This is a genomic window from Haliscomenobacter sp. (assembly GCF_041740695.1).
Classification (GTDB): domain Bacteria; phylum Bacteroidota; class Bacteroidia; order Chitinophagales; family Saprospiraceae; genus Haliscomenobacter.
Genome location: NZ_JBGSLK010000053.1, coordinates 113,335 through 133,294 on the forward strand (window position 1 = coordinate 113,335; position 19,960 = coordinate 133,294).

A 19,960-nucleotide genomic window follows, 5' to 3' on the forward strand; every position below is an offset into this window, starting at 1 on the left:
CTTAAGTGTCTAAGGTTTCTTAGGTGGTGAGGAAAAAAGCCTGCGGAGCAGGCAGCGTATTTTTCACCACCTAAGAAACCTTAGACACCTAAGAGACACCTAAGGCTAAGAATCTACAAAAATACTTCTTTAGTTATTGGAGAAAGGCATGACGGGCATCACCTTTCCACTCAATGCTTCCGTTTTGGGCAAACGAATCGATACGATGCCATTTTTGGAAGTGATCTTGATCTGATCCAGCTCCACCATCTCGGGATGAACCGGAATCTGCCGCTCAAAAGAGCGCATTTTGAACTCTTGTCGCCAATGACGTTGAGTCAAAACCGATTCGAAGGTATTATTATCGCGATTGTATTGCAGGACCAACATGTTGTTGTCCCCTAAGTGGATGTTCAGGTCTTCGTGGGTCAATCCAGGCACCACTAGCTCAATCAAAAAAGCTTTGGTGCTCTCCTTGATGTTCAGTGCGGGATTGGGGCTCAGCGATGGAGGGTTGAGTTGTTGCGCCATTTCCCAGGCGTTTTTGCTCAGCTCATCATCGAAGTAAATTTTTCCTTCCGTGAAATGTTGTACAGTCATAGTTGTAGAATTCGGGTTGATGATGCGGTTTAGTTTAGTCTTTGCATTACAAATCTGGTTCCAAATGTTGTTTTCAGCCACACTGTCATGCAAATATTGAAACCTCATGCCAAAAAGTCGCAATTTTGGCAGTCCGCTTTTCAAAGACTAATCCCTATTTTCGCTTCAACGTAAACAAATCAAAAGCATGGATCGCAGATCGTTTATTCAAAAGACCGGGATGGCCAGCGCCGTACTGATGACTCCGCCTTACCTCATTCCTCATCGACCCGCCAAATACAAAACCGTGCTCATCGGCAGCGGCTGGTGGGGCCTCAATATCCTGCGCGAAGCCATCCGCAGTGGACAGGTTACGGTAGCAGCCCTTTGTGATGTGGATGAAAACCAACTCAAAAAGTGCAAAACTGAAGTCGACAAATTGTGCAACGACCAACCCAAAGTGTACAAAGACTACCGCGAATGCATCAAAGCCGAGCGCCCCGATATTGTCATCAATGCCACCCCCGACCATTGGCATGCCCTGATCGCCATAGAGGCTCTGCACAGTGGTGCCCACGTCTTTTTGGAAAAACCCATTTCGCATACCGTCAAGGAAGGCAGCGCCATTGAAAAAGCGGCCCGCGACGCCCAAAAGGTCTGCATCGTCGATTTTCACCGCCGTTATTCCCCCCACAACGTGAGTGGCATGGATTTTTTGAAGTCGGGCAAAGCGGGTAAAATCCACAGCGTCCGAGCATTTGTGCATTACAACAATGGCCCCGGTAAAAAAGAGGAAGAAAGTGCCCCGCCAGCTGGCCTGGATTGGGATTTCTACTGTGGCCCAGCCCCACTGAGTACCTACAATCCCGGCATGCACCCGCGCGGCTGGCGCCAATACACCCAATTTGCCAACGGCAACATCGGCGACTGGGGGCCACACTGGTTTGACCAAATCCTGTGGTGGACAGAGGAAAAAATGCCGCGCAAAATTTACTCCACCCAAAAATCGGACATCCGCAACTCCCTGGCCAATGCACCAGAGGAGCAACGGGCGGTTTACGAATTTGAATCCTTCATCTGCACCTGGGAGCACACCCTGCTCAGCAACCACCCCGAACGCCAGGGAGAAAACGTAGGGGTTTATTTCCACGGTACCGAGGGCGTCTTCCACATGGGCTGGCAAAGAGGCTGGGCTTTTTACCCCAACGATACCAAAAAGGAAATCATCAAAGAAGCGGCCAAAATGAACGAGCCCGATCAGCAAAACATCGATCTGGTGTGGAAGGATTTACTGGATTGTATCCCGACCGGCAAACGGCCTTTTGCAGACATTGAGCGGGGCCGGCATGCGACGAATATGGCGCTGCTGGGCAACCTTTCCGCCAAATTGGGTCGCTCGATTGAGTGGGATCATGAGAAGGACATGATTGTGGGGGATAAGGCGGCGAATAAATTGTTGGTGAGGGAGTATCGGAAGCCTTGGGTGTATCCGAAGTGAGTTGAAGTGTTTTGCACGAACGGCTAGCGGCAGAGCCGCGAAACGTCACTAGAATTCAAGGTAAGCTATTAAATAGGAGGTGCAGCACCGGAACAATGCCCAGAAAATGCGAATAGGATTGTTCCGGTGCGCTGCACCTCCATCCAAAAACGCAACTATACTTTCTAATGACGTTTCGCGGCGCTGCCGCTGTAGGAAAGCGCAGAATTCTTTTTCTATGCCCAAAGCAGCCTCAATTCAACATATTCAGCGCTGCCTTTGCACTACCATTACCTGGATCAAGCGCTAAAACCTCTTGATAATATTGCTTGGCTTCCTCTTTATGGCCAATTTGACTATGACAAAACCCGAGATTGGTATACCCCATTACAAGGTAGGAAGTTCCCGCTGAACTCAACATTGTAATCACCCGATACTGATCCAGCCATTTGTGCTTTTTGAATTTTTCAACACTCTTTTCAAATTCAGGAATTGCCGATTCAAATTGACTAGCATGCACCAAACGCATGCCTTTACGATGGTTTTTAGCTACCAGGCTTCTCAATACCCTGGCTAAAATTGCATGGGCAATTGCAGCAAGTAAAATCGGATCAAAAATGGAAATCTGTCTAAAAAGCCAATACAACCCAAAAATAATGGCAAATTGTACTGCCAAGCCGAGCCAACTTATTCGACCCACCACTAAAGGAACATTACTCATAACTATTTTGTCGTTTAGTCTTAAAAACATTGCAAAGTAACCATACTCTTGAATAGTCCAACAACATCAGCCCCAAAATTTAAAAAAACATCTCCCCCCTGCTCAACAACCGCGCCGTCCTTAACACCCCCGCCTTTTTCATCACTATTTTCCCCTCCATCAACTCATAATCCAACTGCACACTACATTCCCCCGAAGGATGTTCAATGGAAAAAAGCTGGGTGTCCGAATTCGGCAACCGTGCAATTCCTTCTGCAATACTCCCCAGAACCACCACCGCCGTCGCCACCGAAATCGCTGCCAATACTCCAATGGCATCATGCACCACATGCGGAATGAACATGCGGGTATGCAGTATGCCGCCTTGGAGTGGTGGAGCAATCAGGCACATTTTGGGCACCGTTTTTTGCGCCACTTCACCTAAATTCATTAAAGGGCCAACCTTGAGCCGAATTTGTTCAATTTTGGCTTTCAATTCCAAATTCTTGCTCAAATCCTCCACCGATTCATAGCCACTCAGGCCAAAATCAGCAGCGCGGAGCAGCACCACTGGCATGCCGTTATCAATACAGGTCAGCTGATGCCCATCCACCACATCCAGCACATTCCCCGTCGGCAACAAAGCCCCACAAGTGCTTCCGGCCACATCCAGGTAATTACAAATGATCGGAGCTGCCGTGCCTGGAACGCCATCAATACTTGCTATCCCCGCGTAATTTACTTGTCCATCAGGCGTTTCTACCAACACTTCACAAATCCCCCCGGTATTCAGCATGTTTACGCGCACCCGAGTAACTGGCTCGCTCGCTTTGACCAAAGCCGTCTCAATCGCAAATGGGGCCACCCCGGCCAGAATATTCCCACAAGTTTGTCCCGTCGAAACCTGCCCTTTGCCCACCACCACCTGCAAAAAAAGGTAATCCACATCAGCATCAGGATGTGTTGAAGGGCCAACGACGGCGGCCTTGCTGGTCAGTGAATGTGCGCCGCCCAAGCCATCAATCTGGCGGGGATCTCCCTCGGTGGTACCTTCCATAGCCAGCAAAACGGTGCGTTTGATGGCTTCTTTGTCCTCAGGTAGGTCTTGGCTCAAAAAAAACAGGCCTTTTGAGCTGCCACCTCTGAATTGCATGAATGGAATGGCTTTTAGCATGTCAAATTTTTTGTTGCACCAATTTTTCTAACTGATCCCGCGTAGCCTTGCTCAGCAAAGGGTCGAGTTGTTGTGCTTCCAGCATCTCCACCACCGCGGCCATTTCCTCCCTGCGACGGGCAGCGTGGATATAAGTCCCTGTTACAAAACGATCAATCAACTCATCTTTGCCGCCAATGATGGAGCTAATCTGCTCCCGGATGTACCTTTCCTGCCCAAAGGCTAGACCTACTTCAACCGCTTCATAAATCACCCCAGCAATACCTTTGTAGACAATCGAGCGCAAGAGTTTGAGTTCGGCAGCGGCACCAACGGCGGCATCCGGCAACACTTCCATTTGTAAGGGGTAATCCGTCATTTTTTGCTGAAACAAACTTGCACCGGGTCCAGCAGCCAACATGGGCGTTCGAATGCCCGTTGGTGGCACCGGAGCCATAATCGCTAAGTCCACAAACTGTACTCCAGAAGGATTGAGGATTTTTGCAATGGCCTGTTTTTTCTCCGGTGCTGAGGTGTTCATTTCCAAAAACACTTGTTCGGGCCACAATACCGGCAAAATCTCCCGAGCGACCTGCTCAGATACCGTAGAAAGATTGACGCTAAAAATAAGATCAGCACCTTTTACTGCAGCGGCATTATTTTCTGCCAGAATAAAATCGGCAGGCAAGGGTCGTTGAGGATTGGGATCCCAACCTTGCACCTGGATACCCAGTGCAGCCAAATCCCGGGCAAAATGACTACCCGCTTCCCCTAACCCTAAAATGGCGATGCGCAGGTTAGTATCCGAATTTTTCATCCCAGCCATAAATTTGGATAGACGTTTTACCTTGACGCAATTGAACCCTTACCGCTTCCTCCCGGGCCTCCCGGGCACTGGCTTTTTCGATGGCTTCATCAATCCGGTTTTGGGGTACCACCACTACCCCATCGCGATCCCCCACAATGATGTCACCGGGATGGATCAGGCATTCACCAATGATAATAGGTTCGTTGAGGGTGCCTTCGCCATAGTTCGTAGTTCCACGAATACAAAGGCCCCGACTGAACACCGGAAAACCCATGGCTTCAATGTCGTCGGCATCGCGTACGCAAGCATCGATGACGAGGCCAGCGATGCCTTTGGTTTTGGCACCCAGGCTCATCAAGTCGCCCCAATAGCCAGCTTCGTAAAAGCCGGAGCAACTGGCGACCAGCACTGATCCTGGCCCGGCATAGGCGTAAGCGCGGTGCAGCAGGACATTGTCCCTCGGCATGGTTTGTACCGTATAAGCGGGGCCGCAGACCTTCATGCCAGCCTGAATGGGTCTGATGGCCGAGGGCAGATTGCCCGTTCGCCCCAGGGCTTCGTGCAGGGTCGCTGCCGAAAATTGACTGAGTTGTTGAATGGCATCCATGTCAAAAAATGCTTGAAACGATCCGGGGCACCATACTTTGGTGCGCCTCGGCAAATTGAACCTGTTTTTGCCCGGAAATCCGGCGGGCGTGGTTGGCCCGACGAGCCGCCAGTTCTGCATAGTAGTCGCGCAGGTAGTTTTGAGCACCCATACAGGCCATCGCAGCCAACTTTTTGTCCATCACTGAAGTAATGTCGATAAAAGTATCAGGTACAAAGCCGCACAATTCTGGTTGGTGCGGCTCAAAACTGTACCAGGCGGGCGGGTCGATGTTTTTGAAAGCGCTGGGCACCCCGGCGCCGGAGGAAAGCAGACGGGCACGTTGCACGGCCTGAAAAGCCAGGGGATGGTCGGGGTTAAAAGGGTCTTTTTCCGAATGGGTCAAGATGACTGTTGGTTCAAAATCGCCCACCAGTGCAGTCAATTGTGCAATTCGCTCGTCTGACAAGAGCATCGGATAATCGCCCCAATCCCAAAATTGAATGGGAGTTCCAATGGCGTCCGCCGCGCGTTGGGCTTGTTCGTGGCGGATGATTTTCACACTTTCTTCGCTGCGCTTGGGGTCTTCTTTCCAGAGTTCGCCGGATTCTCCACGCTCTCCATAAGACAAGGCGATGACCAGGGTTTCGGCCCCTTCTTCGATGGTTTTGGCGAGGGTGCCCGCAGCGCGCCACACGAAATCGCCGGAGTGGGCTCCGACGACCAATAGTTTCTTTTTCATAGGTGATTGTTTAGGAAATACCTCAACTCTTAACAGCTACACGCGCCGTAGGCGCATAATTTCTAAGGTGGTAAATCAACCTTCAATATCAGGCATTGGTGTACCCCGTGTATGAAAACTCGCCACCGTAGCCAAGCCCCAGGCCTGCCCCTTTTTCCGCTCCTCCAAGGTCCATTTGACCGTTTCGAAGTCGGGATCAAGGACTAGACGAGCGGTGGTATTGGCAATTTCGACACGGTTGCCTCCGGGCTCGTATACGTACAGGAAAAAGGTTTGCTGAATAGCGTGCTTGTGGGGACCCGTTTCGATAAAAATGCCATTTTCCAGGCAAATGTCGGCGGCGATCAGCACCTCTTCGCGGCTGTTCACGGCGTAAGTGACGTGGTGCAACCGATTTTCCAAGCCGAGGTGGTCGCCTGTAACGGCCAGGTCGTAGGATTTAGAATTGACTTGAAACCAAACCGCCAAGGGATTTTCATCCTCCATGTTGTCGATGATGGTTTCGGTCAGGACTCCCCCCAGGGTTTCCAACTGAAAATCGCGGAAAGCGCGGATATCCGGTGCCAATAAATTTAGGTGGTCGATGCGCCTCACGTTGATGCCCCTGGCAGGAAACTTGCTGGCAGTATTTTTTAAAGCCGATGCCATTTCTCCTTCGGCTTTGTACTTGTGGCTTTCAAAATACAACTCTGCCAGATGGCCGCTAGGGTAACGAAACTGATAGGCGGGGCCATGCCCCTCACTTTCGTGCCAGCCAATTCCTGCTCCACTTTTGGCCAGGGCGGCTACCCTTCGCTCCAGCGCCTCCTGGCTTTGGGTACGCCAGGCAAAATGGCCAATGCCCGCCTGGTGATGAGCAGTAAGTTTGAGCGTATGGTGCTCATAGTCGTCGTAAGCCCGCAGGTAGATAGAGTCTCCGCTCGCCTCGCTGACGGACATGCCCATGATTTCGGTAAAAAAACGGGCACTTTGATCCAGCTTGGGCGTGTACATTTCTACATGCGCCAAATGGGCCAAATCGCGAATGATGGTTTTCATAAGTTGGTGTAACTGCTGCTGATGTAAAGGTCAAATTTCGGCAGCTTTGTTCAGAATCCACGAAAACTATCCTTAGTATTGTAGATAAAAATCGAACATCAGATGGGCAAAATCAAACCCTTGCTCAATTTTGAAGGCTTGTACGGTGACCTGAGCACCAAGTATTCAGCTGATTACATCTTTTTGGAGCTCATTGCTACCCGGAGCAAGGATTTTGATTGGAACATTGCCCCACATTTGCATACCCATCTGTTTCAATTTTTTATCATTGAAAAAGGGAAGGTGTGTTTTCAAAGTGAAACGACGAGTTTGGATTTGAACGCTCCGTGCATACTACTTTTCCCACCTACTGTACTGCACGGGCTGGTCTATAGTCCAGATGTACACGGGCATATTCTGACGCTTTCAGAAAGCATCGTTGAGGCTATTTTTCCAACATCATCCCCTTTGTGGCAAACTTTTCAGCAGGCTCAAATCCTCCAGGATTTCGAGCTAGATTTTCCTTTTTCCGCATTCATTCAGCTCATTCAATCCATTGAACAAGAGTTATTCAGCGAAAAACCTGCCCGCGAGCAATTGCTTCATGCTCATTTCGCAACTTTTTTCATCCAGTTTTACCGACAAATCGTTGATCATGCTGCACATGAAAAAGACAATTTGATGATGAGCTACTTTCGGAAGTTTCAAAAAAACATCAAGAGTGCCAGTTTCCCCAAAAGTATTCCGCAGTTCGCCGCCGAGCTCGCCATTACTACGGTACACCTAAACCGCATTTGTAGAGCAGTTGCTGGCAAGCCAGCCATCCAATTGGTGCAGGAACACTTGGTTGGTGAAGGCAAAAAATACCTGACCCATACTTCCTACTCGGTTTCGGAAATTGCCTATCAGCTCAATTTTGAATACCCCAATTACTTTGCCAGGCTGTTCAAGAAATACACTGGGTATTCTCCGATGGAGTACCGGGCAAAGGAAAGGGGCAGTGAAATCATTTAAGCAACTTGTCCAAAAAGACAAATACCTTTGCCAGGTTTTCGGGTGTACCAAAGGCAGGCCCTCCGTGTTTGGCACCTTCCAGTGGAATAAATTGCACTTTTTTCTTGCCCAATTTTGCGGTCAAAATTTTGGCAAAATCTACCGATTGTTCAAATGGAACCAGTTGGTCAGCAGTGCCGTGCTGAATAAAAAAGGGGGGATCATCTCTCGTAATGTAGCTAGCGGGGCTGGCTTTGGCGACCAAATCCTGAGCTTCGGTGATTTTTTTACCCACCAAAAGGGATTCTGGGGAATTAGCCTCATCATGATCTGCGCGGCCCTTGCCCGATGCTTTAAATTGCAAATCCATCGTATTAAAATTGATGGGGCCGAACCAATCAACTACCGCCTGTACTCTGCTTGATTCGTTGGCATTGCCCAGCGTGAGGTCTTCCAATGCAGCAACACCTCCTGTGGTACCTGCCATGGCTGCCAAATGTCCACCTGCTGAACCACCCCAGGTTGCTATTTTATCAGGATTAAGCTGGTATTTTTTGGCATTGGCGCGAATAAAACGAATAGCTGCTTTCACATCAAAAATTTGAGCAGGAAAGATGGCCTCGCCACTCAAACGGTAATTGATGCTGGCAATGGCATAGCCACGTTTGAGTGCTTCCAATACAGGCGTCAATTGGCCATCGGCTTTGTCCCCATTTTAAACGCACCTCCGTGAATGTGAACGATCACGGGGAAAGGTCCCGGACCCTCATTGGGGAGATAAATGTCCATTCTTTGGGCTGCGGAAGTACTGGCGTAAGCAACATCAAGCAATTTTTTCTGAACAAAAGAGGTATTGGCTGAAGGTGGTTGACAACCAAGAAAAATGGGCATGATGGCCATTAATAGAACGAGTTGAAGAAAAGGATTGGGTTTCATGATTTTTGGTTTTGAAATTTGAAGAAAAAGGATTTGTGTTCAGCCCAAATCCCAGGGCAATCCAAAGTTCTTTCCCGCCAAAAACTGGACTAAAGGCATGCACATAATCGAAGTTCTCATACAGGTGGTTTCAATTAGAGAATCGTGGATACTAAAGCAACATAAATAAATAGCCATATCTGCTCGAATGGCTACCATTGAGTCGCTTAAACCTTAAATATTGAGCTTGATTGTGAATGCTTGAAGGCACAAAATTGATAGGAATAATAATGCAATACAAGGACTATTTCGTAAAATACAGATACAAAAAGAACATTTTATTGAGGCGTTCCATTTCACTAATAGAAAGGTCATGGCCTGGAGGGCACCTCACTCTGACTACTTCATTGACAAAAACCTCCCCATAAAGACTACGCTCATCAATCTTTGATTTAACTTGATTCCCCAAAATTGTCCTTCAGAGCTGCTAACCTAGCAACTCACAAATACAAACTACATCATGAAGCATCAACTCGCACTCTTTTTAGCATTCAGCACCGCGCTGAGTCTTTTTGCACAAATACCTAATGCCGCATATCTTGCCAAACGTGAGGCATATGTAGTTGGCTTGATGAAAAAAATGACCCTGGACGAAAAACTGGGCCAATTGAACCTCGTCACTGGAGGGGAAGCCACCACTGGCTCTGCGGTTAGCACCGATGTGGAAACCAAAATCAAAGCAGGCAAAATTGGGGGTATCTTCAGCATGTCCACCCCCACCCGCATCCGCAAAACCCAGGAGCTGGCGGTCAACCAAAGCCGCCTCAAAATCCCGATGTTTTTTGGGATGGACGTGATCCACGGGTATAAAACCTTGTTTCCCATTCCGCTGGGAATCTCCAGCAGTTGGGACTTGGGCTTGATTGAAAAAATGGCACGGATTTCTGCCGTAGAAGCTTCAGCGGATGGCATTTGTTGGACTTTCTCTCCGATGGTCGATATTGCGCGGGATCCACGCTGGGGCCGCATTGCCGAAGGCTCAGGAGAAGACCCCTACCTGGGATCCCAAATCGCCAGAGCGATGGTCAAAGGTTATCAAGGCAATGGGTTTTACCAGACCAACACCATTATGGCTTGCGTCAAACACTTTGCCCTTTACGGCTCCGCCGAAGCTGGCCGTGATTACCATACCACCGACATGAGCAAGGTGCGCATGTACAACGAATACTTGCCCCCGTACAAAGCCGCACTGGATGCAGGAGCAGGTTCGATCATGGCTTCTTTCAACGAGATTGACGGCGTGCCTGCCACCGCCAACAAGTGGTTGCTGACCGACCTGCTGCGCCGCCAATGGGGTTTCAAAGGGCTGGTAGTATCCGACTATACGGGCATACCCGAGATGGTCTACCACGGAGTGGGCGATACACAAACCGTAGCTGCCAAAGCCCTGATGGCTGGCAACGACATGGACATGGTCAGTGAAAGTTACGTGAATACCCTGGGTAAGTCGCTGAAGGAGCAAAAGGTAACTCTAGCTCAAATTGACCTGGCCTGCCGCCGGGTTTTGGAGATGAAATACAACCTGGGTTTGTTCACCGATCCTTACCGCTATTGTGATGAAAACCGGGCCAAAACGGAAATTTTCACCGCCGAACACCGCGCCGAAGCGCGTAAAGCCGCTGGAAAATCTTTTGTCTTGCTGAAAAACGACAAACAAACCTTGCCTCTGGCCAAACGCGGTACCATTGCCCTGATCGGCCCACTTGCCGACAACAAGGAAAACATGGCGGGTACCTGGAGCGTATCTGGTGACTTTACCAAGTGTGTTTCCCTCGAAGAAGGCATCAAAAGTGTAGCGGGCAATGTCACCATCCTCAAAGCTCGTGGCAGCAACATCTACAGCGATGCCCGCCTGGATGCCAACGTGAGCATCTTTGGCAAAGCAACCAACCGCGATCCCCGCAGCGATGCGGACATGATTGCGGAAGCCGTAGCCACTGCTCAGAAAGCGGATGTGGTGGTAGCAGCTCTGGGTGAAGCCGCTGAAATGAGTGGGGAAGCTTCCAGCCGTTCGGACATCGAGATCCCGGAAAACCAGCGCGACTTGTTGAAAGCGCTCATCAAAACCGGCAAACCTGTCGTTTTGGTACTTTTCACCGGCCGCCCACTGGCCATTCAATGGGAGCACAACAACATTCCCGCCATTCTGAACGTATGGTTTGGCGGTACTGAAGCGGGTAATGCCATCGCTGATGTGTTGTTTGGCGATGTGAATCCTTCGGGTAAATTATCGGCTACCTTCCCGCGCAATGCCGGGCAAATCCCGATTTATTACAGCTACAAAAACACCGGTCGTCCTTATGGCGGCAACGGGGTGGATTTTGCAAAATTTCAATCCAATTACCTGGATGTGCCCAATAGCCCTTTGTACCCTTTTGGCTATGGTTTGAGTTATACCAAATTTGAGTACAGCCCGGTGACTTTGAGCAAAAATACCCTGGCAATGGCGGTTCCCAAGGACGTCATTAATGTCAGTGTGACCATCAGCAATACGGGCAATTACGACGGCGAAGAGGTCGTGCAATTGTACATTCGCGACAAGGTGCGCAGCATTACGCCACCCGTAAAAGAACTGAAGGGTTTCCAAAAGATCGCTTTGAAAAAAGGGGAATCCAAGACCGTGACTTTTGCACTTCGTGTGGAAGATTTGAAATTTTACAACGGAGAACTAAAATTCGTAGCCGAGCCAGGTGAGTTCCTGGTGTTTGTGGGAACGAGTAGCAGTGAGGTAAAGGAGGCTGGGTTTACCTTAAAATAGATAACTAAGAGTATGTCTAAGGCTGGTGCATTGCAATCATGCACCAGCCTTATTTTTACAAAAAGCTTATCCCGACTTGCGCAAAATAAGCGCAGAACATCCTAAATTGAGGCAGAATTGTTGTCCCAAGCTTATCCACCATGAAAATTCAGTTTTTTTCTTGCCTATTCCTTTTGTCCATCACTTGCTTCGCCAATGGCACCGATCCTGGTCCAGAGCCAGATTGGGGCTTTTTTGGCCACCGCCGCATCAATCGCCTGGCCGTTTTTGCGCTGCCACCAGAGTTGATTCCATTTTACAAACAAAATATCGAGTACATCACCGAACACGCCGTGGATCCTGACAAACGGCGCTATGCCAGCCGCCACGAGGGGCCTCGGCACTTTATCGACCTGGATCAGTATGGTCAAGCGCCTTTTCCGGATTTACCCAGGGGCTGGAACGAGGCACTGGCTCGTTATACCGATGTTTTTCTTGTTGATCTGCAGGGCGACACCATCAAAATCATTGGAACAGGAGCCACGCGTTTCGAAAACCAACGGCTGATTGGCCTCGACAACAACCGGAGCATCAACAATAGGGGTATCAGTTGGAAAGACTACCAAAGTTTTTACAACGAAAACATCTTTCCCCAATACTACGAAGAAAATTGGCAGGTCGCCCCCGACAGTTTAGCCAAATTATTAGGCGCGCCACTCCCCTGCCGCAGCGTTTTTGCTGAAGATCGGCTTTCCGAACACGGCGTCTTGCCCTACAACCTTCTGCACATGCAGCGCCGCCTGACCGAAGCATTTTATACGCGCAATGTAGCCGCTATCCTACGTTTGTCCGCTGAAATTGGGCATTACATCGGCGATGCCCATGTGCCGCTGCACACCACCAAAAACTACAACGGCCAATTAACTGATCAAAACGGCATCCATGCCTTTTGGGAAAGCCGCATTCCGGAGTTGTTTGCAGATAAAGTGTATGACAACTTTGTGGGGGTCGCCGAGTACATCTCCAATCCGCAAGATCATTATTGGAAAATGGTCTTGGCTAGCAACAGTTTGGTCGATTCAGTTTTGCTGATTGAAAAACGCCTGAAACAAACCCTGCGGCCCGATGAGCAATTTTGTTTTGAAGAACGGCTCGGCGTGACCATTCGCACCCAATGTACGGCCTTTGCACAGGCGTACCAGGAGGCAATGCGGGGCATGGTTGAAGCCCGTTGGCGGGCATCCATTCAGGCGGTGAGCAGTGCCTGGTACAGTGCCTGGGTAGATGCGGGCAAGCCGGATTTGCGCAAGCTCAGTTTCAAGCCTGATGAAAAGGAACTGGAAGAAATGAAGGCGCTGGAGGCTACTTTAAAAAAGGGAAAAATTCAGGGGCGGGCGCATGATAATTAAGTTCAGAGCCTGTAAAAAATTATGATAATGGCGAATATGAGCGATTTTTGGCGGCTCTCAATTCTCCACCCAATACATCTCTACTTCACCCTTGTTTTTCACGCTGATTTTGCCCCGGTATTCACACTTAAAGCTGTCTTTCACCAACTCATACGTTGAGGAAGAAATATTGACTTTTCCCGCATCGCTGTTGGATTCCATCCGTGCAGCCACATTGACGGTATCGCCCCAAATGTCGTAGGCAAATTTCTTTTCGCCCACTACCCCGGCAATGATGGGGCCAGTATGAATCCCGATACGGGCTTCAAAAAAAGGCCGACCTTCACGCATTCGTTGCTCTTTGAGCACTTCCAGGAAGTTTTGCATCTCAAATGCAGCCTGAATCACCTTGGTGGGATTGGACTGATAAGGATCGGGCAAACCACCCGCACACATGTACGCATCGCCAATGGTTTTGATTTTTTCCATGCCGTATTTGCCCATGATTTTATCAAAACCTCTGAAACACAAGTCGAGTTCAGAAACCAGTTCCTCCGGAGTCAATTTTTCCGCGATGCTGGTGAAGTTCTTAAAATCGGCAAAGAGCACCGACACACTGTCGTAACGACGCGTATTGGCATGGCCAAGTGTTTTCAGTTCTTCGGCGATGGAGGAAGGAAGGATATTGAGCAGGAGGTTTTCTGAACGTTGGCGTTCTTCCTGGATGATGCGGTTTTTTTCTTCCAGCACCGCGTTGTTGCGCTTGAAATTGAGGAAGCGGTTGTACAAGCCTGCTGCGATGATAAAAATGACCCCGGCAAGGGCCAGCAAGAGGTTGCGTTCGCTGTGTTTGAGTTTTAATTCAGCGTCTTTTTGGCTCAAAGCCATTTTATTGGTGGCCAACTGGATGGAGTCAAATGCCTTGAGAAAGGATAGAGAGTCGACCATTTTCTTTTGTTGCATCAGCAGCAAGGCATCTTTGGCCTGCTTTTCATTCATGTATTTGATCGCTTCCTGCTGGGTGCTGATGATGTCCACCAATTTTTGGCGTTCGCGATTGATGGATTCCTGGCTTTGTGATTTATTTTGATGGCTATTGGACAATTCCGACGACAATACCGCTACCTGCTCGTACAATTTGGCGTTTTCATCTTTGAGAATGGACTTGTTGTCCAAAATAACGGTGGGAGCTTTAGGTGGCAATGGCATAGCTACCCCATTCAAGGCCATCAATTGATCGGTGTATTCCTTCAAATCCCGGTCTTTGCCCCGTTCACGCGCGATGATCGAGAGAACCTCCAGGTTTTCTTTTTGCAGCTCAATCATCCTCTTGCCTCTCGCCAACTGTAAACTTTTTTCCAAATTGGCAATGGCTTTGATTTTTTGCTTTCCACCCATGCCGTTTAGGGCTTTGCCGTACACATTGAGGGCAGTCGCCAAATAGGAGAAATCGTAAAGCTCGGAGGCAATCGCTACCGCTTTTTCACCGACTTCAGCGGCTTGCGAATGGTTGCCTTGGGCAGAGAGTTGTTGAGCTTGAGAAAGGTACTGGTTGAGTTGTACTTTTTTTTCGGCAATGGCAACAACATCCTGGGCAATTAAAAAATGAGAAAAACACAAAAGACTAAAAACGATCAATATGGGTTTCATCATTGCAGGATTATAAGCGCTCGTTTATGCTCGAAAGCGGTCAGTAAAGATAGAGAATAATTCAATCTCAACAACTACATCTTGATGTAGCCCTACAAAAAGTCAGTTTTGGTGGTCAAAAGGATGGTTGAAAAAAAATTCACCCGGAATCCAACCATCCTTTTGATTCGCTACTCTATAACTTGTTGAGAATCGGCAGTTTTTTGCGTTCCAAAACCACCAGAATGGCACAACAAATAAAGGCAGCTAAAGCCAGGCCAAAAAGGTTCCCCCCGTCGTTGTTGACGTTGATGCCCAGCTTGGTCAGGTGAAAAAACAAGGCCCCGCTGATGATACCAACCCCAATAACTGCCCCAAAAGGCCGGGTACGGGGTATCAGCAGCAAAATAGAGGTAATCAGTTCCATTACCCCAATCCCAATGCGACCGTAAGGTTCCATCCCCAATTGTGTAAAAATGTAGACGCTGTCCGGGTGAGCGGTAAATTTGAAATACAAGGTTTGCAGCATGATGACCGCAGCGACCAGGGCAAGGATAAGGGAAATTGAAATTTTTGGCATGATTAGGTGTTTTATTAATGATTAGTGATGAATGATTAGTGAAGAGTTGGCTGATCGCTCATTGCTGACAGCTGACTGCTGATAACCGGGGCAAAACTAGGTAGCTTTATACGGCAGAAATGTTCCCGGGGTTACAATTGGTGGGCTAAAAAAGTAGTCAACCGGACATTAACAAAAAATTGCTGCCACATACTGAACACCCCCAATTTCACCGTTAGTAGTGGGGCAAAAATAAGTGTTCATTTTTCCTGAGCCAAAGGATTAGATAAGAAACTTAAAATGAACCGTTTACTTATCTAATCCTTTGACAAAATGAAGCACTTATTTTTTTATCGCCCTTAGGATCAAGTTCAAAATAAGTTAGTTGGAAATGCTTGTACTTTTATAGTTTTGCGCGCAAATCCATCAGAGTTTGTTAAACAACAGAGCATGTCGGTAACAGTCAAAGGGTTGACCAAGATTTACGGAGAGCAAAAAGCCATTGATCAGGTTTCTTTCACGGCGGGAAAGGGTGAAATTTTAGGTTTTTTGGGGCCAAACGGCGCCGGGAAAACCACCACCATGAAAATCATCACCGGGTTTATTCCTCAAACGGAAGGTGATGCTGAAGTATGTGGTTTTGATGTGATCAAAAACCCGCTGGAAGTGCGCAAACGCATCGGCTACTTGCCCGAACACAATCCCCTGTACAAGGACATGTATGTGAAGGAGTTCCTGGAGTTTGTGGCGGGTTTGCACCATCTGAAAAAACCCATGCAACGAATCAAGGAAATGATTGACATGACTGGTCTGGAAAAAGAACAACACAAGCCCATTGCCGCTCTTTCTAAAGGGTATCGCCAAAGGGTGGGTCTGGCTCAGGCCATGTTGCACGACCCGGAAGTCCTCATCCTCGACGAACCCACCACCGGCCTTGACCCCAACCAATTGGTCGAAATCCGCGGCCTAATTAAACAATTGGGCAAAGAAAAAACCCTGATTTTCTCCACCCACATCATGCAGGAGGTAGAAGCCATCTGCAACCGGGTTTTGATCATCAACAATGGTAAAATTGTGGCCGATGACCGCATCGAACAATTGCCCAACCTGATCAAGGGGGAAGCCATGGTCAGTGTGGCGTTTTTGGAAGAAGTCAAAGCCGAGTTGTTGAAAAAAATCAAAGGGGTAAATTCCGTCAAAAAAATCAACCAAAACATTTGGCAGTTGTCAAGCGACTCCAAAGCAGATATTCGCCCGGAAGTGTTCCGTTTTGCAGTTGATCAGGGTTTGACCTTGATTGAAATGCACAAGGAGGCTTATTCCGTAGAAGATGTTTTCCAAAAATTGACCGCTAAGGGGCGATAACATTTTTGTCCCGCTACTCAAACAAAATGATTCGACTTTTAACCTACCTCTGCATCTTTGCTTGCTTCTTGGGGAGTTCCACGGTCAGCGCTCAAAACCGCACTGCTGTAAAACCCAATTACACCTTCAAGGACGGGATATACCCCAATTTGGCGGCATTCCAAGCGGACAAACCGCAGTATTCTATGTTCAATGTGGAGTTTTCAGCCGTGGTGAACGAAGAAAAAAAGGTAGTGCAGGTGGAATGGATTCGGCACAAACGTGGCGATACTTTGCATCTGGATTCCATTTGGGGCATTTGTTGGCGTGGGCGGCCTTATATTCGGATTCCGGCGGATAGTGTACAGCGTAAATTGGCTATTTTTGCTGAGTTGCAGGTGGTTGGCAACATCTGTTTGTTCAATTACGAAACAGAGGTAGAAAGATTGGTCGAAATCAAAGCTTATTTTCCCGATACTGGCATCCCTTTTCGCAAAGGCAAAGTGCGGAATAGCGAAACGCTGATCAAGGAAAAGATGCTGCGCTTGGAGAATGGCGAATGGGCCACTTTAAGTCAACAAACTTTGACCCAATGGGTGGCGGATTACCCCGATTTGCAAAAGGCGGTCAAGGCCATTGCGCCAGATAAAACTGCCGAGCAACTGCCCAGGATGGTACTGTCTTACAATGAGCGAAATCCGTTCTATTTAAAATGAATGGTTGAGGAAGGTTGAGGGAAGTTGAGAAGGTTTAGCTAAAGTCGCTGCGGCAGCCTAAACTTTCTCAACCTCCCTCAACCTTCCTCAACCCATACCATAACATTTATGTGGACGATCTTTAAAAAAGAAGTAAACACGTTTTTCAGCTCCCTGATTGGGTACATTGCCATCGCCGTTTTTTTGGTGATTTTGGGGCTGTTTGTGTTTGTGTTTGCCGACACCAGTATTCTGGAAAACAAGTTTGCCACCCTGGCCCCCTTGTTTGACACGGCACCTTTGGTGTTTTTGTTCCTCATCCCGGCGGTCACCATGCGGATGTTTGCCGAAGAACAACAAACGGGCACCATCGAATTCCTGGCCACCAAACCCGTGCGCGACATTGACATCATTTTGGGGAAATATTTTGCGGCCCTGGCGCTGGTGTTATTTTCAATATTGCCCACCGTTTTGTACTACTACACGGTGTATCAATTGGGCTCACCGCAGGGGAATCTGGATGCCGGAGCAATCCTGGGTTCTTACATTGGTTTGTTTTTGTTGGCCGCCATTTTTGCAGCGATTGGGATTTTTGCTTCCTCCCTGAGCAGCAATCAGATTTTGGCCTTTTTGCTGGCCACCTTCCTCTGTTTTTTGTTTTATTACGGATTTTATTACTTCAGCAAATTGCCTGTATTTGTAGGGCGTTTTGATGATTTGATTCAAAAATTGGGCATCGATTACCACTACAACTCGATCAGTCGAGGTATTGTGGATACGCGGGATGTGGTGTACTTTTTTTCCGTGAGCACTTTATTTTTGGCCTTAACGCTCTTTTCACTGGAAAGAAGAAAATGGTAAACATGAGTAAAAGTAAAAAAACACAATCCCTGATTCAAATGGGGCTTTTCCTGGGGATTGTAGTCTTCATAAATATCCTGGCCAATGCCCGACTGGGCAATTTCGCCTTGTACCGCAGTTTTGACCTCACCGAGGAAAAACGTTTCACCCTCACCGATGGCACCAAAAATCTGTTGCGCAATCTGGATGAGGTGGTTTATGTCAAAGTGATGCTGGATGGCAAACTGCCCGCCGAGTTGAAGCGCCTGCGGGCCTCCACCATCGACATCCTGGATGATTTTCGTGGTCAATCCAGTTTGGTGGATTACGACTTTGAAAATCCCATGGCTGGTAAACCAGAACAGGTCAATGCGCGGATGGAACAACTGCGCAAAGAAGGCATGTTCCCCATGTCCTTTACCGTGAAGAAAGGAGCCCAACGCGACGAGACCCCGATATTCCCGTATGCCATAGTCAACTACAAAGGCCGAGCTTATCCAGTGAACCTGATGGAAAATCAGGACATGACCCAATCCTCGGATGTAGTGCTCAACAACGCTGTATCCCTGCTTGAATACAAAATCGCTAATGCCATTCAAAAGTTACAAGAAACCAACAAACCAAATGTGGCCTTCACCATGGGCCACGGTGAAATAGGTACAAATGAGCGCAAAGATTTTGAAGGTTCGCTGCGCAAGTTTTGCAATACGGGCACTCTGTTCTTGGACAGCGTCACTTCCATCAGTCCCGAGATTTCGGCATTGATTGTCGCGAAACCGCTCCGCCCATTTTCCGAAAAAGACAAGTTCAAAATTGACCAATACGTGATGGGCGGCGGAAAAATCCTCTGGCTGCTCGACATGGTGAGGATGGACAAAGACAGCCTCTTCGCTCACCCCGAATACATCCCCGGCGACTACCAACTCAATCTGGATGACCTGCTGTTTCGTTACGGCGTGCGGGTGCAGCCCAATCTGGTGCTCGACCTACAATGCTCGCCCATCTGGATCGCAACGGGCAAACAAGGCACGCAGCAACAGCGCCAGCCGATTGCTTTCCCTTACCATATCCTAACTTTGTCCAACCCTGATCATCCGGTATCCAAATCGGTCGCTCCGGTAAATCTGCTCTTCGCGAGTACCATCGATACGGCCATTCGTACCAAAACTCCGGTTAAAAAAACGGCGCTGCTGAGCACCACTCCCCGCACCCGCCTGCAATACCTGCCTGCACGCCTGGGTTTGGATTTTTTGCGCTACATCGACCCTGAGAAATTCAACAAAGGGCCACAAGTGGTAGCAGTAGCCATGGAAGGTACTTTTCCTTCGATGTACGAAAACCGCCTGACACCAGAAATGGTAAGTGGCCTGACCCAATTGGGCTTACAATACAAAAGTGTGAGTGTTCCGACCCGCCAGATCGTCGTGTCCGATGGGGACGTGGCCAAAAACAAGTATTTGCCCACCCGCGAACAAGTAGTTCCCCTCGGCTACAACGACGTGGAAAACTTCATTTACGCCAACAAGGAATTCCTGCAAAACGCAGTGGAATACCTTTTGGACAAAAATGGCATCATAGCAGCGCGAGGCAAAGAGGTGCGCTTGCGCATGTTGGACACGACTCGTGCTCAGGATGAAAAAACTTGGTGGCAGTTGGTGAATATTGTGTTCCCCTTGCTACTGATTGCTTTGTTTGGTTTTGGGTATAGCTGGTGGCGGAAACGGAAGTATGCACGAGTGTAAGTGTTTTATAATCGTAT

19 protein-coding genes are annotated in these 19,960 nt (G+C 48.5%); 8 read left to right on the forward strand and 11 right to left on the reverse strand.

All coding sequences use genetic code 11. The features are described from left to right. Window positions 1-129: 129 nt before the first annotated feature. The gene (locus ACEW9O_RS11885) at window positions 130-687 is read right to left on the reverse strand and encodes an Hsp20/alpha crystallin family protein (RefSeq protein WP_373550380.1); all 558 of its coding nucleotides are present in this window, start codon (window positions 685-687) and stop codon (window positions 130-132) included. A 79-nt stretch (window positions 688-766) separates the two neighbouring features. Between ACEW9O_RS11885 and ACEW9O_RS11890 the strand changes: the two genes are divergently transcribed. Beyond that, entirely contained in the window at window positions 767-2,056 is a 1,290-nt protein-coding gene (locus tag ACEW9O_RS11890; protein WP_373550381.1) for a Gfo/Idh/MocA family protein, read from the forward strand. A gap of 232 nt (window positions 2,057-2,288) precedes the next feature. Here ACEW9O_RS11890 and ACEW9O_RS11895 read toward each other — a convergent pair whose 3' ends face one another. From ACEW9O_RS11895 to ACEW9O_RS11920, 6 genes are all read right to left on the reverse strand, one after another. Continuing rightward, a complete protein-coding gene (locus ACEW9O_RS11895) occupies window positions 2,289-2,756 on the reverse strand; it encodes a tetratricopeptide repeat protein (protein WP_373550382.1) in 468 nt (155 codons plus the stop codon). Window positions 2,757-2,835: 79 nt separating this feature from the next. Continuing rightward, window positions 2,836-3,909 carry a 4-oxalomesaconate tautomerase gene (locus ACEW9O_RS11900; protein ID WP_373550383.1) on the reverse strand — a complete coding sequence of 358 codons (1,074 nt, stop codon included), beginning with the start codon at window positions 3,907-3,909 and terminating at the stop codon, window positions 2,836-2,838. Window position 3,910: 1 nt separating this feature from the next. Beyond that, the gene (locus tag ACEW9O_RS11905; protein WP_373550384.1) at window positions 3,911-4,705 is read right to left on the reverse strand and encodes an NAD(P)-binding domain-containing protein; all 795 of its coding nucleotides are present in this window, start codon (window positions 4,703-4,705) and stop codon (window positions 3,911-3,913) included. Continuing rightward, window positions 4,686-5,303: a 4-carboxy-4-hydroxy-2-oxoadipate aldolase/oxaloacetate decarboxylase gene (locus ACEW9O_RS11910; RefSeq protein ID WP_373550385.1), complete on the reverse strand. Its 618-nt coding sequence runs from the start codon at window positions 5,301-5,303 to the stop codon at window positions 4,686-4,688. The genes ACEW9O_RS11905 and ACEW9O_RS11910 overlap by 20 nt, the downstream gene beginning before the upstream one ends. Before the next feature lies 1 nt (window position 5,304). Further along, a complete protein-coding gene (locus ACEW9O_RS11915) occupies window positions 5,305-6,024 on the reverse strand; it encodes a PIG-L deacetylase family protein (RefSeq protein ID WP_373550386.1) in 720 nt (239 codons plus the stop codon). A 75-nt stretch (window positions 6,025-6,099) separates the two neighbouring features. Continuing rightward, window positions 6,100-7,062, reverse strand: coding sequence for a VOC family protein (locus tag ACEW9O_RS11920; protein WP_373550387.1), 963 nt, complete (start codon window positions 7,060-7,062; stop codon window positions 6,100-6,102). A gap of 102 nt (window positions 7,063-7,164) precedes the next feature. Here ACEW9O_RS11920 and ACEW9O_RS11925 point away from each other — a divergent pair, with 102 nt between their 5' ends. Beyond that, window positions 7,165-8,055 (forward strand): helix-turn-helix domain-containing protein, encoded by an 891-nt coding sequence (locus tag ACEW9O_RS11925; RefSeq protein ID WP_373550388.1) that lies wholly within the window; start codon window positions 7,165-7,167, stop codon window positions 8,053-8,055. Here ACEW9O_RS11925 and ACEW9O_RS11930 read toward each other — a convergent pair. Both ACEW9O_RS11930 and ACEW9O_RS11935 read right to left on the reverse strand, forming a co-directional pair. After that, window positions 8,048-8,725, reverse strand: coding sequence for a prolyl oligopeptidase family serine peptidase (locus ACEW9O_RS11930; protein WP_373550389.1), 678 nt, complete (start codon window positions 8,723-8,725; stop codon window positions 8,048-8,050). The genes ACEW9O_RS11925 and ACEW9O_RS11930 overlap by 8 nt on opposite strands. Next, window positions 8,722-8,970 (reverse strand): hypothetical protein, encoded by a 249-nt coding sequence (locus ACEW9O_RS11935; RefSeq protein ID WP_373550390.1) that lies wholly within the window; start codon window positions 8,968-8,970, stop codon window positions 8,722-8,724. Before ACEW9O_RS11935 ends, ACEW9O_RS11930 begins: the two co-directional genes overlap by 4 nt. Window positions 8,971-9,469: 499 nt before the next feature. On the opposite strand from ACEW9O_RS11935, the gene bglX reads away from it, so the two are divergent. Both bglX and ACEW9O_RS11945 read left to right on the forward strand, forming a co-directional pair. Further along, entirely contained in the window at window positions 9,470-11,767 is a 2,298-nt protein-coding gene (gene bglX / locus ACEW9O_RS11940; RefSeq protein WP_373550391.1) for a beta-glucosidase BglX, read from the forward strand. Window positions 11,768-11,907: 140 nt separating this feature from the next. Next, window positions 11,908-13,155 carry a zinc dependent phospholipase C family protein gene (locus ACEW9O_RS11945; RefSeq protein ID WP_373550392.1) on the forward strand — a complete coding sequence of 416 codons (1,248 nt, stop codon included), beginning with the start codon at window positions 11,908-11,910 and terminating at the stop codon, window positions 13,153-13,155. A 57-nt stretch (window positions 13,156-13,212) separates the two neighbouring features. On the opposite strand, the gene ACEW9O_RS11950 is transcribed toward ACEW9O_RS11945, so the two are convergent. Both ACEW9O_RS11950 and ACEW9O_RS11955 read right to left on the reverse strand, forming a co-directional pair. Next, the gene (locus ACEW9O_RS11950) at window positions 13,213-14,784 is read right to left on the reverse strand and encodes an adenylate/guanylate cyclase domain-containing protein (RefSeq protein ID WP_373550393.1); all 1,572 of its coding nucleotides are present in this window, start codon (window positions 14,782-14,784) and stop codon (window positions 13,213-13,215) included. A 175-nt stretch (window positions 14,785-14,959) separates the two neighbouring features. Further along, window positions 14,960-15,343: a DoxX family protein gene (locus tag ACEW9O_RS11955; RefSeq protein WP_373550394.1), complete on the reverse strand. Its 384-nt coding sequence runs from the start codon at window positions 15,341-15,343 to the stop codon at window positions 14,960-14,962. Window positions 15,344-15,772: 429 nt separating this feature from the next. Between ACEW9O_RS11955 and gldA the strand changes: the two genes are divergently transcribed. From gldA to gldG, 4 genes are all read left to right on the forward strand, one after another. Continuing rightward, complete coding sequence (gene gldA, locus ACEW9O_RS11960; protein WP_373550395.1) at window positions 15,773-16,687, forward strand: gliding motility-associated ABC transporter ATP-binding subunit GldA; 915 nt, start codon at window positions 15,773-15,775, stop codon at window positions 16,685-16,687. Between the two features lie 26 nt (window positions 16,688-16,713). Continuing rightward, on the forward strand, window positions 16,714-17,382 hold the full coding sequence (locus ACEW9O_RS11965) for a hypothetical protein (RefSeq protein WP_373550396.1): 669 nt from the start codon (window positions 16,714-16,716) through the stop codon (window positions 17,380-17,382). Window positions 17,383-17,490: 108 nt separating this feature from the next. Continuing rightward, entirely contained in the window at window positions 17,491-18,222 is a 732-nt protein-coding gene (gldF, locus tag ACEW9O_RS11970) for a gliding motility-associated ABC transporter permease subunit GldF (protein WP_373550397.1), read from the forward strand. Window positions 18,223-18,224: 2 nt separating this feature from the next. After that, window positions 18,225-19,943: a gliding motility-associated ABC transporter substrate-binding protein GldG gene (gene gldG, locus ACEW9O_RS11975; protein ID WP_373550398.1), complete on the forward strand. Its 1,719-nt coding sequence runs from the start codon at window positions 18,225-18,227 to the stop codon at window positions 19,941-19,943. Window positions 19,944-19,960: the final 17 nt, after the last annotated feature.